Source organism: Orbaceae bacterium BiB, from assembly GCA_036251205.1.
Classification (GTDB): domain Bacteria; phylum Pseudomonadota; class Gammaproteobacteria; order Enterobacterales; family Orbaceae; genus Orbus; species Orbus mooreae.
Genome location: CP133958.1, coordinates 2,540,623 through 2,552,941, shown reverse-complemented (window position 1 = coordinate 2,552,941; position 12,319 = coordinate 2,540,623). Strand labels below are relative to the sequence as shown.

Sequence of the window (12,319 nt, the reverse complement as noted above, 5' to 3'; positions counted from 1 at the left end):
AATAAAGTAACTTGATAATGATAACAATAACGCTTTTCTAATAATAAGAAGAAAACACTATGAAAAAAATAATTATCTCTCTACTTCTCACATTTGGTCTTTGTAACGGATTCATTTTTAACGCTAATGCTAACGATAAAACTAACTTACAATATGAAATTTCTTGTAAGGCTGGAGACTTAGAGAGTTGTGATGAATTAGCTTATCGTTATCAAGAAGGCTCTGATGGTCTACCAAAAGACTCCGTAAAAGCGATGGCCCTGTATAAGCAAGCTTGTGATGCAAATTATGGATTAAGTTGCTCAAATTTAGGTTATATGTATCAAAACAGTGATGATGTACAGCATGATATAGATAAAACTGTTGAATTATACAAAAAATCTTGTGATTTAGGCGACTCTACAGGGTGCAATAATTTAGCTTATCTTTATGATATTGGTGAAGGTGTTGAGCAAGACAAAGTAAAAGCTTTTCAACTATATAAACTATCTTGTGATAAAGATGACGATGTTGGTTGTTACAATTTAGCCGATATGTATCAAAGTGGTGAAGGGACAGAACAAAATTATCAAATCGCTAATAAGCTTTATACTCAAGCTTGTAAAAACCAAGATGCGTCTAGCTGTAATAACCTTGGCTACCTTTATGATGAAGGACTTGGTGTAACACAAAACCATAATAAAGCTGCTTTTTATTACAAAATGGCCTGTGATCTCGATGAATCTATTGCCTGTTATAATTTAGCGGTGATGTATGAAGAAGGAAGTGGTGTTCAAAAGAATACAAAAATGTCCAAAACACTATACAAAAAAGCGTGTGAATTAGGTGATAATGACAGTTGTGAAGCCTACAAAGATCTGTTGAATTACTAAGATTAAAAAATGTAAACCAAGTTCATTTATAATAAGCGAACTTGGTTTTAATTAACGTTAATTAGCGATAAACTTAATTGATAATAAAAAAATTAACCCTCACCAAATCTGCCCACAATTAATCATCTTAAATCTAAATGCCTTGAATTCGAGCACAGTTTTTATACTATATTCATAGATTACAGCAATAAAATAACGAATATTACTGCTTCTTAATCCAGTAATGATAAGGTTTTTGATCAATTTGCGATTCAAGGAGTTGATGATCCATATGTCGACAAAAACCAGGGATATCGCGAGTTGTCGCGGGATCATCAGCAATAATATGCAAAACTTGCCCAGAAGTCATCTCTCTAATAGTTTTACGAACCATCATGATTGGTTCTGGACAACGTAGGCCTAATGTACTCAATTCTCGATCGGCTATCATTTTCAAATCATCGAATTAAAAAATAATTTACTCAAATAATGAGGTACAGCATCATCAGCATTAGAACCAATCACTTCGAGCTGTGGTAAGCTAGCTTTAAGGTCTGCACTCGCATTTTGCATTATACATCCTTTACCAGCCATTGAGAGCATCTCTAAATCATTCATTCCGTCACCAAAAGCCACGCTATCTTTTAATTTAAACCCTAATTTTTCAACCACGGCTTTCAGTGCATAACCTTTAGAAACTTGATTACCCATCACCTCTAAACAATTTAATGTTGAAAAGGTAACACTAATTTGTGAACCATACTTGGCATCTAAACGATTTTTAAGTGCAACTAAATGTTCATGCAATACATCACCGTTAGTCGTAAAATAAATTTTAGCAATATCGTCAGTAGCAAAATTAGTTGGATTAAAAATTTGATATCTAAAGTCAGTCTCTTGAAAAAAACTTAATGAGTATTCATCTTCTTTGTTAGTTAGCCATTCATCACCACGATAAACGTGAGTATAAACCAGAGGATCATTCATTGCGATCTGCGCTATTTCATAAGCAAGATTTGGCTCAAGACTTTTACTATAAATTAAATTACCATCACTATCATGAACTCTTGCACCATTAGAGGTAATCATAAAGGCATCAATTTCCATGTTCTCACGCATTTGAGCTACATCAATATGATGTCGACCTGTAGCAAAAATGAAATTAATCCCTTCCTTTCTTAACGCTTGTAAAACTTTTTTAGTATAAGCCGATAAAATATGTTGGGGATTTAATAAGGTACCATCTAAATCTGATGCAACAACACGAAACATAACTAACTCTTCTTATTTATAATGTATTTTGTAATTATACTCCATCATGGACCACCATTAAAGTAAATTAAAGATCAATGAGTTGAGGGGTAATAAATATGACTAACTCACGTTTTTGTTGTTTATTCGCCCTCGCTTTAAATAATTGTCCAACAAACGGTATCTGACTAACACCAGGTACAGCTTGTAACTCTTGATGACGACTCTGTTGAAAAATCCCACCTAATACCAAAGTTTCACCACTATTAACCACTACCTGTGTTTTAATTTCTTGAGTATCGATCGCTAAAGCCTCGCCACCATCACTGCGTTTGATTGAACGCCCTGCTGTATTTTGAGTAATATATAATGTCAATTCAATCTGATTATTTTGTAGTATTCTCGGCGTTACTTCTAAACCAAGTACCGCTTGTTTAAACTCAATTGAAGTTGAGCCATTGCTGCCACTAGATACTTCATAAGGAATATCAGAACCTTGTTTAATTGAAGCTGTATTTTTATGTGAAGTGATCAGATTCGGGCTAGCAATAATTTCTAATTGATTTTCGGCTTCTAGTGCTGATAATTCGAGATTCAGCAAATTTCCAGAACGTTTCGCAACATTAAATCCAACAGATGCAGGTGTACCCGATGCGGATAAATCGATATCAAACTGATTTATTAACTGTGAAGATGATCCGCTATATCCCCATTTAATACCCAACTCTGCCGTACTTTCATCACTCATTGTCACAATATGTGCAGCAATATGAACTTGTGGCAATGGTTTATCTAACAATTGGATCAATCGCTTAACTTCATCTGTATTTTTTGTAATATCACTCACAACTAGCATATTAGTTCGCTCATCAATAAACGCTTTACCCCGATCAGATAAAATATGTTGTTGTTGAATAATTTGTAACAATGATTTTATATCATGATGGTTGATCGTTAAGGTTAAATAATTGAGTGGTTGTGCCAACTCTTGCTCTTTCTGCTGTTGCTGTTTTTGTATTATCTGGCTCTGATAATCAGGTACTTCAGTGATAAGAAGTAGATTATCATTAAGAGTGTATTGTAATCGGGCATGACGAGTGAGCAACATGAGCGCTTTATGCCAATCAATATTATTTAATTTTATAGTTTGATTTTGATCTATTGTTGAATCAAAAATAAGATTTATTTGTTGAAAATCAGCAAGTGCCTGCAGAATTACAGAGGTCGGTGTTTGATGAAAATTAAGAGTTATCTTCTTTTCTGGCATATCACGATGATCGGCAGCAGTTGCCGTAGTAAATATAGTAAAATAGCAAATAACGATAAAGATAATACTTTTAGATATTATTGACCATTTTGTCATATTAAAGCCCCATAAAGGTCATTATAAACGTAATCGTTTTTCCACAATACACCGGCAATATTGTCTGCCATTCAATCTTCAGTTTTGTTATTGCGATAACTTGCCATGGTGAAAAGACCAAAGATTGAGTTAAAACATCGACAACTATCCACTCTTTTTGATTTGTCACCCAAGCAGAAAGGGGATTAGCTTGACTATCTTCTGCATATTCGACGAATCCTTGATATTGCCAATGGTCAAATTGAGAAAAAAGTTGTTGTTCTAGTTCATTACAGGTCGTGCTCATCGGCAGCGCAAAAGGATCTTTTACCTCGGGCAAATTGGCGCTGGTGATCGTCGAAATCAGCAACAATAGTCCCAATATACAGGCTCTAACCATCGTTATACTCCAGATATTGCAAACGTAAGAAAAAAATCAAGTAGGGAGGAGCTTTTTCAATCGAAATTGATGAAATCGAAATATTGAGATTTAGCTGAGATAAGTAATAAATGAACTGAATAAAATGAGGATAATAACCCTCTATTTTAAACTGGAGATAAGTATTATTGTTATCATCTTGGCGAATAAAATCAATTAATTTTAACTGGTGATTGAGTAATTGCTCACTCATAATTTTGCTCAAAAACGCAATAGAGTTAATTTGCTTATTTTTTGCCGCTAATGTGATCTCTTCTAATTTTTGCAATACCAGCTCTTCATTTGGATAGCCATTAATCCTGATATTTAATAAACGTAGTTCATCAACTAGCGAATTATGATGCAATTGTTCTTGTTGATATTGCTGTTCAATAGGATTGATAAAAAAATAGTAAGCCATAAGAGATAAACCGCCCCAAAATAGGCTTATTATGATCAACCGCGTTTGTAATGAGTATGTCAATAATGGTTGCAATATATCAATTTTCATCATTAATACCGGATGTATTAGATAAAATATCAAGCTCAAAATTTAATAAATTTTTATTGTATTTGACTGAAATAAGCTTATGATTTTTCAATGTTTCCAAGTCATTCAAGGATTGAGTAAACGCTAATATATTGGCATAACTAAAACCATAACCGGTTAATTTCAATCGGTGATTATAATAAGCTAAGTAACTTAACCAAAGTTCATCAGGTATCTTATTAGCAATAAAGATTAGCGTATTAACTATCATCATGAACTGTGTTTGATGCGATCGTTGTTGATCCAACACGGTTTGTTGTTGCTTAAGTTTCTGATCTAATTCATCAATTCGTAATAAATGGCTTGATTGTAGCGTTATCTCTCGTTGTACTTGCTGATTTTTAATGATTTGTTGATTTTTTTGGGTTGTACGATAGTACAATAACCAAAAAACTAATATGAAACAAATACAAGCGTAAATCGCGGTAGTGCAAAAAAATAGGATCTGTTTTTTTACCCTGATTTTTTCTCTCCAAGGTAGAAAATTGAAACCAGTGATCTTTGGTTGATAAGCTAGATGTTCAAAAAGAGTAAGGCTGTTTTTTTCAGTCTTTAAATATTCACCTATCTCGAGAGCTACACCAATAAAATCGATATGATATGACTGACATAGTGTAAGCCAAAACTTTACTTTTTGCTGAGGATAAGCGGTAACAACAAGCTGCTGCGTCTCATTTTTTAATTGTTGTTGATAATCGTAACTAAACGGTTGTTGCGTGTGAAATAATTTGACTAACGAATTAATAACATAAGTTTCAATCTCATACTCTTTTAAACTTATATTTGGTAATGGTATTAGTCCTTGCCTAATATGGATATCTGCCACAATAATACGAAAAATAGGCTTATATTGATGACAAGAACGACAGAGCTCATGAACAACTGTTTGTAATATCGAAATATCATCAATAGGTTGTAACTCTACCACCTGTTTAGACAGTAGTTTAGTTTGCTTACGATTAATTTCAGTAATAAAACACGTTAAACATGATGTTTCAACAAAAAGAGTAATGTAATACAAGTTATTTAAGCTCCTTATATCATCTAATATGACAATTTAATTTTGATATAAAAAAGCCCATTTATGGTGAATTCTAGTCAGTGATGTGAAAAATGTCGCAAAAAGTGTTTAAATTTAAGCCGAAAGAACAATAATTTGAATAAAAATAAAAAAAACTATTGACTGCACAGTCATGTTCTTTATAATGCTCTCCCACACGGTAAGGGTGATTAGCTCAGTTGGGAGAGCACCTCCCTTACAAGGAGGGGGTCACTGGTTCGAACCCGGTATCACCCACCAATTCTTACTGTGTGCTTAATTAAATGACAATGTAATTTGTTTTTTAATTTGGGGTGATTAGCTCAGTTGGGAGAGCACCTCCCTTACAAGGAGGGGGTCACTGGTTCGAACCCGGTATCACCCACCATCTTTAATTAGATGGATAGTTAGTTTTATACACCATCACTTAGATGGGTCGTTAGCTCAGTCGGTAGAGCAGCGGACTTTTAATCCGTTGGTCGAAGGTTCGAATCCTTCACGACCCACCAATTTTTATAGATCACCTAATGGTGATTTTTTTATGTCTAAAATTTGATGACACTGATTCAAAATAAGAGACTCTAGCTTCACAAGAAACATCAATAATGATGTTGCATCGTAATAGTATAATAAATCAATGATCAACTCTCTATAATTTTACCGTACCGATATCAATAATAGGTGCTTTAATTTATACGTTTTACTTTATAATAGCCGCCGAATATCCCAATAATATAAAAAAGCATTATGTTATATTCGATTTATAAATCACAAATATATGACCATTGAAAATCAAATAATAAGGTATCAAATGAATAAATTTAAACAGTCACTATTAATTATTCTATCCTCAGTTTTATTAATGAATAGTGTAAATGCTAAAGTTCTCAATCCCGATAATCCAGAAGGCTATACTCAATTCAGATTGAGTCTTACCGAAATGAATGATATTGCTAATGCTGATAAGTTAACATGGCGTGTGTTTTATAATGCCCCATCAACAGGTCCTAATGCAAAATGGTTTGATGCCGTAAAACAAGGTGATATCGAAACAATAAAGGCAATGGTCGCTGCTGGACAAGATATCGAAGTTAAAGATGAAGACTCTTTAGGGCAAACCGCGCTCGGTTGGGCAGCATTTATTGGTTATGAAGATATTTTTGACTATTTAGTTAGCCAAAATGCTAGCCTTTGGGCTACAGATAAAGGCGATGTATATAATGTCTTAAAATCAGCTGTATTGGGTAAAAATACCAATATAGTAAAAAAAGCACATGCTCTTCTACCTGATTTTGATATCAATGACACTAGCCATGAAGACGATGGTGAAAGTTTAGTGATGGTTGCAGCAAGTAATAATCGTATCGATATTGTAAAATATCTTATTAGTGAAGGAGCTGATCTCAATAAAGTCACAACAATTGAAGATACAAATAGACCGTCTTTTAATCAAAGTGCTTTAGGTTATGCCTGTACGAGAGGCCTTGAAGATATGCAAAAATTGTTAATCGAGAATGGTGCTATTAATAATCGAACTGGTACACAATCTTGCCAATAACGATTTATTAGTATTTGAGTACTATTTTCTAATCACGATTGTTAGTAATAACAACCCTCTGTTCATTTATTTTGATAAATGGACAAAGGGCTATAAAATAAAGGGCTAAACCACTGCCCACATCATCCATGTTAATAAGAAGCCAACAAGTCCTAAAACAGTAGTCAGAACTGTCCATGTTTTTAAGCCATCAGATACAGATAATCCTAAATATTTAGTGACCACCCAAAAACCCGCATCATTCACATGAGATAGCCCTAAACCACCAAAACAAGTTGCCGTCGTAATTAATGCGATTTGTACCGGAGATAAACCAATTGTCATTTCAGATAATAAGCTACTGGTAGTAACAATTGCAACCGTTGCAGATCCTTGTGATGCACGAAGAGCAAGAGAAATAATAAATGCAGCAGGGATCAGGGGTAAATTAATCATATATAACGCATCAGCCAGTGAACGCCCTACACCTGACTCCAATAGTACTTTACCAAAAATACCACCACCACCAATAACAAAAATCATCACAGCAAGATTAGGCAGCGATCCTTCCATCAATTCACTACAATGACTGATTGACCATTTTTGTTGGCGTCCAATAAAAAAGCAAGTTAATGCAATAGCAATTAATAATGCAATCCCTGGAGCACCAATCAAACCTAAATAGTTACCTAAAGTTGATTCAGGTCCTAATGCATAGGAAGAGAAAGTACCAATCATAATCAAAGCGATCGGCGTTACAATTAAGGCAGTAATTAAACCAGGATTAGGTATTGCTTTAATATCTGTTACGTGACTGATGCTATTCATCTCATCAATAACTTCTTGAGAAACTGAATAATCTTTTTTATTTAAGTATTTTGATGAATAGACTGCAACTACTGCGACCAAAATGGCTATACCTAAGGCAATAATACTCTGTAATCCCATATCAGCTTTAAAATTTTGTATAGCGGCTACAGGGCCAGGATGAGGAGAAAGTACTACATGTACAGTTAACATCGCTCCAGAAACAGGTAAACCAAATTTGACCGGTGATAGGTTATTAATTTTAGCAAAGCCATATATGATTGGGATTACAATGATAAAACCAACTTCAAAGAAAACGGGTATTCCTAAGATGAATGTTGCAATCGTTAAGGCCGCAATCGTTCTTTTTTTACCAAGTTTATTCGTGAAATATAAAGCTAAAGATTCTGTACCACCTGATTTTTCAATAAGTTTACCTAACATGGCTCCTAAACCAATAATTAGCGCAACATGACCAAGTAGCCCCCCCATTCCAGATGTCATGATCCCCCAAATCTTATTTACGGGAATACCGGTAGTTAGCGCCACAAATAGACTCGCTAACATTAAAGAGATGAATGGATTAATTTTTAATTTAATAATTAAAGTAAGTAGAAAAATAATACTAATTAGTGCAATGGTTAATAAAAATCCTATCGACATCACATACTCCTTATACAATCAAATCATTGATTTTTGAGTGTAAAAAACCATTGCGCTAAATGCGCAATAATTTTTCTATAATTAATTTAATTAGTTATAAATAACTTATTGATTTAGGTATTTTTTATACCAACCTAATCCTTCTACTGTTTTCGCTCTTGGACGATATTCACAACCGATCCAACCGTGATAATGAGTTCGTTCAAAAAGAGAAAAAATATGTTGATAGTCAATTTCACCTTCATCAGGTTCATGACGTTCTGGAATAGAAGCTATTTGAATATGACCAACATGATCAAATATTGTTTCAAATAAGTGGGTAATATTACCGTCAACAATTTGAGCATGAAATACATCAAATAAAATCTTAACATTAGGCCGATTAATTAATTTAACGATTTCCAGTACTTGCCATTGACTAGAGTAGAGATAATTCGGTTTTACTGCAGGACAAAGCGCTTCTAACACAATAGTGATATTATGTGATGCGTATAGATCAGCCGCATAACGGACATTATCAATTAATGTTTGCTGATATAAAGCGCGATCTTCATTAGGAGGGACAACCGCTGCCATTAAATGAATTATTGAACAATTCAACGCCTTAGCGTACTCTAATGCATCTCGAATGTTTTTCCTTGCGTCATCTTCTCTGCCAGGAATACCATTTAATCCCCATTCACCTTTTGCAACATCACCCATAGCACTATTGAATAATGCCATTTTTAAATTATTTTTTTTGAGTTGTTGAGATAATTCTTCTTTAGTAAACTCATATGGCGATAAAAACTCAACAGCTTGAAAACCTGCATTTGCTGCTGCGCTAAACCGCTCTAAAAAAGGGACTTCTGTAAACATCATCGTTAAATTTGCAGCAAATTGACACTTATTTTTTTGCATACCCTACCCCTTCAATTCATTGATTTCATGATCAGTTAAATAACGAATATTTTCACCTTTCAAAATAAAAATTAATTTTGCAGTTTCTTCAAGTTCTTCATAACTACTCATTGCATCATTTAAATCACTTCCGGTACTAACAGCGCCATGATTAGCTAATAAAAATGCTTTATGATTAGGCGCTAAAGCAGCCAGTTGTTCAGCAATTCTCGTATCACCAGGTCTATAATAAGGAACCACCGGCAAATCGCCGACTTTCATAATAATATACGGTGTAAAAGGCTTAATCGCATTGCTCATATTAAGATCTGATAAACAAGAAAGTGCCGTCAAATAAAGACTGTGTAAGTGAACTATCGCCTTACATTTGGGATTATTATGATAAATACTAAGATGAAACTTAGTCTCTTTTGATGGCTTATTACCACCAATATGCTCACCATTTAGTGTTACTTTTGATAACATATCGACTGTTAATTCGCCCAAACATGAATTTGTTGGTGTCACTAACACTGAACCATCATCTAATAAGAGCGAAAGATTGCCTGCTGTTCCTGTTGCATAACCACGTTGAAATAATGATTTACCAGCCTGCACTAGAGCTAATTTAGCCTGTTGTTCCTTCATACTAAAACTCTCCTTGTGCTTTAACGAAGAAATATTCATCACCAAAATTACCCGATTTCAGCGTCAAATAAATATCGCTATCAATCCCCTTCACCCATGGCACACCTGGCGCAATTGTAGGTCCAATATAAAAGCCTTTTACAGCTAACGCATTTGAAACAATTCCTGATGTTTCACCACCAGCCACAATGAATTTATCATAACCAAGCTGACGTAACTGCATAGCAATCTTGGCAAACAGAGCTTCAACTGCCTGACTTGAAGTCTCTAATCCCCATTTTTGTTGTATTGCACTGAGCTCTTGTGGATTCGTTGTTGCATATATCAAAGGGGCATATTTGCCTTGTGAATTGGCTAAAATCCACTGTACGATTGCTTTACTATAAGTATCTATACTCGCAATACATTTTTCTACATCAATCGCATAAGAAGGCGCGATCTTTTGGTAATTAAGTACTTGTTGATTAGTCATTACCGAACATGAACCAGATAGAACCACACATTTAGTTCCTTTAGGCCTACCTAAAGACTGTGCCTTTTCTGGATTCATATCATTACGAGCCCACTGTTTAGCCAGTCCAATAGCAAGACCAGAGCCGCCCGTGACTAATTTTAAATCTTTTACGGCTTCCCCTTGAATGAACAGATGCTCGTTCTTAGTTGCATCCAATACAACATAACGATATCCCTGCTGCTTTAATTGTGCAATTTTATCCTTAACAGCCTTAGCTCCCCTTTCAATAGTCGCCATATCAACTAAGCCACATTTACCTTGTGCTTGTTGTTCCATTAAGCGAATCAAACTACTATCATGCATTGGATTAATTGGATGATTTCTCATACCGGAATCGGATAACAATTGATCCATCACAAAAAGGTAGCCCTGATAGACCGTTCGACCATTCACGGGTAATGCAGGAGAAATTATTGTGATTGTCTCTTCTAATTCATTAAGAAGTGCATCTGTCACGGGTCCAATATTACCTTTAGCGGTACTATCAAACGTTGAACAATATTTAATATAGAAACGCTGACAACCTTGTTTTTTTAACCATTTAAATGCAGCTAATGATTGTTCAACAGCGATCTCTGGTGCACAAGCTCTTGATTTTAAAGAGACCACAATAGCATCAGTCTGTTCCGCGATCTCTTCTGTTGGAACGCCATTTAGTTGAATCGTTGTCATGCCATTATTAACTAAAAAACTGGCAATATCAGTTGCACCAGTAAAATCGTCAGCGATCACACCTAATTTCATGACATCTCCCCTTTTTTTGTCGGTAACTCAATACCAGAAAAGATTTTAATAACGGCACTGTCATCTTCTTTACCAAATCCAGCATTACTTGCTTCAATAAACATATTAAATGCTGTTCTAGCTAAAGGAATCGGGAACTTAAGTGATTTAGCTGTATCATTGACTAATCCTAAATCTTTCACAAAGATATCAACAGCTGATTTCGGTGTATAGTCACCATCAACAACATGCTTCATCCTGTTTTCAAACATCCAAGAATTACCCGCTGCGTTGGTTACCACGTCATACATCATATCCAAAGGAATATTAGCTCTAGCCGCTAATGCCATTGCTTCAGCGCCAACCGCAATATGTACGCCAGCTAATAATTGATGAATAATTTTTACTGTTGAACCAAGACCAATTTCACTACCGATGTTATAAATATTACTTGCGATAGCACTATGTACTGGCTGTAATTTTTCAAAAGCGATTTGTGGGCCTGATGCCATAATAGTAATTTCACCATTAGCTGCTTTTACAGCACCACCAGATACTGGGGCATCAAGCATAATCAATTGATATTGTTTGAGTTGATGATCTATTTCTTTTGCATCATCAGCTGAAATTGTTGATGAGATCATAACAACCGTATGAGGTTTTAAATGGGGAGCAAGAGCATGGTCACCAAATAAAATTTGTTTAACCTGCTGCGCATTGACAACTAATAATAACACTGCATCTAAACTACTAGCGAAAGAAATTGCTGAATCGGCAACTTGTATCGCACCGGCACGCTTTAATTGTGTTTGGGCCGTAGGATTCAAATCAGCACCATAAGTATCTAAACCGGCTTTAATACAAGATACCGCAGCCCCCATCCCCATTGAACCCAATCCAATAACACATACTGACATCTTTTTAGCCATGATAATCTCCTGTTATTTGTTTATAAAAGTTATTTTATGTTAAAAATAGTTAAATTAATAATTATTAAGCTTATATTTGTGATCTAATTAACAAAAAATAACAATATATAACATTAAATTTAGTAGAATTTGGGATTATTACGATTAATTATTGCTTAAAGAATAGTA

The 12,319-nt window shown here is 34.6% G+C and carries 13 protein-coding genes and 3 tRNA genes; 5 read left to right on the top strand and 11 right to left on the bottom strand.

Going from position 1 to position 12,319, the window contains the following annotated elements:
- Positions 1-59: 59 nt before the first annotated feature.
- The gene (locus RHO11_12045; GenBank protein ID WVD61192.1) at positions 60-872 is read left to right on the top strand and encodes a tetratricopeptide repeat protein; all 813 of its coding nucleotides are present in this window, start codon (positions 60-62) and stop codon (positions 870-872) included.
- A gap of 202 nt (positions 873-1,074) precedes the next feature.
- Here the strand turns inward: RHO11_12045 and tusA are convergent, their stop codons facing one another.
- The 6 genes from tusA to RHO11_12015 form a co-directional block, all read right to left on the bottom strand.
- Complete coding sequence (gene tusA, locus RHO11_12040) at positions 1,075-1,302, bottom strand: sulfurtransferase TusA (protein WVD61191.1); 228 nt, start codon at positions 1,300-1,302, stop codon at positions 1,075-1,077.
- Positions 1,303-1,304: 2 nt separating this feature from the next.
- The gene (locus RHO11_12035; protein WVD61190.1) at positions 1,305-2,123 is read right to left on the bottom strand and encodes a Cof-type HAD-IIB family hydrolase; all 819 of its coding nucleotides are present in this window, start codon (positions 2,121-2,123) and stop codon (positions 1,305-1,307) included.
- A gap of 67 nt (positions 2,124-2,190) precedes the next feature.
- Complete coding sequence (gene pilQ, locus RHO11_12030; GenBank protein ID WVD61189.1) at positions 2,191-3,465, bottom strand: type IV pilus secretin PilQ; 1,275 nt, start codon at positions 3,463-3,465, stop codon at positions 2,191-2,193.
- Position 3,466: 1 nt separating this feature from the next.
- Entirely contained in the window at positions 3,467-3,844 is a 378-nt protein-coding gene (locus tag RHO11_12025) for a hypothetical protein (GenBank protein ID WVD61188.1), read from the bottom strand.
- Entirely contained in the window at positions 3,837-4,283 is a 447-nt protein-coding gene (locus tag RHO11_12020) for a hypothetical protein (GenBank protein ID WVD61187.1), read from the bottom strand. Before RHO11_12020 ends, RHO11_12025 begins: the two co-directional genes overlap by 8 nt.
- Positions 4,284-4,362: 79 nt before the next feature.
- A complete protein-coding gene (locus RHO11_12015; GenBank protein WVD61186.1) occupies positions 4,363-5,433 on the bottom strand; it encodes a PilN domain-containing protein in 1,071 nt (356 codons plus the stop codon).
- A gap of 203 nt (positions 5,434-5,636) precedes the next feature.
- Between RHO11_12015 and RHO11_12010 the strand changes: the two genes are divergently transcribed.
- The 4 genes from RHO11_12010 to RHO11_11995 all read left to right on the top strand — a co-directional run bounded on the left by RHO11_12010 (position 5,637) and on the right by RHO11_11995 (position 7,009).
- Positions 5,637-5,712, top strand: a tRNA-Val gene (locus RHO11_12010).
- A gap of 51 nt (positions 5,713-5,763) precedes the next feature.
- Positions 5,764-5,839: transfer RNA gene (locus tag RHO11_12005), tRNA-Val, on the top strand.
- A gap of 45 nt (positions 5,840-5,884) precedes the next feature.
- Positions 5,885-5,960 (top strand) — tRNA-Lys (locus RHO11_12000).
- 302 nt (positions 5,961-6,262) lie between these two features.
- Entirely contained in the window at positions 6,263-7,009 is a 747-nt protein-coding gene (locus RHO11_11995) for an ankyrin repeat domain-containing protein (protein ID WVD61185.1), read from the top strand.
- Between the two features lie 105 nt (positions 7,010-7,114).
- Here the strand turns inward: RHO11_11995 and RHO11_11990 are convergent, their stop codons facing one another.
- From RHO11_11990 to RHO11_11970, 5 genes are all read right to left on the bottom strand, one after another.
- Positions 7,115-8,458, bottom strand: a complete 1,344-nt coding sequence (locus RHO11_11990) for a GntP family transporter (GenBank protein WVD61184.1) — start codon at positions 8,456-8,458, stop codon at positions 7,115-7,117.
- Between the two features lie 105 nt (positions 8,459-8,563).
- On the bottom strand, positions 8,564-9,358 hold the full coding sequence (locus RHO11_11985; protein ID WVD61183.1) for a hydroxypyruvate isomerase family protein: 795 nt from the start codon (positions 9,356-9,358) through the stop codon (positions 8,564-8,566).
- 3 nt (positions 9,359-9,361) lie between these two features.
- Complete coding sequence (locus RHO11_11980; GenBank protein ID WVD61182.1) at positions 9,362-9,985, bottom strand: aldolase; 624 nt, start codon at positions 9,983-9,985, stop codon at positions 9,362-9,364.
- 1 nt (position 9,986) lies between these two features.
- The gene (locus RHO11_11975; GenBank protein WVD61181.1) at positions 9,987-11,243 is read right to left on the bottom strand and encodes a four-carbon acid sugar kinase family protein; all 1,257 of its coding nucleotides are present in this window, start codon (positions 11,241-11,243) and stop codon (positions 9,987-9,989) included.
- On the bottom strand, positions 11,240-12,151 hold the full coding sequence (locus RHO11_11970; protein WVD61180.1) for an NAD(P)-dependent oxidoreductase: 912 nt from the start codon (positions 12,149-12,151) through the stop codon (positions 11,240-11,242). Before RHO11_11970 ends, RHO11_11975 begins: the two co-directional genes overlap by 4 nt.
- Positions 12,152-12,319: the final 168 nt, after the last annotated feature.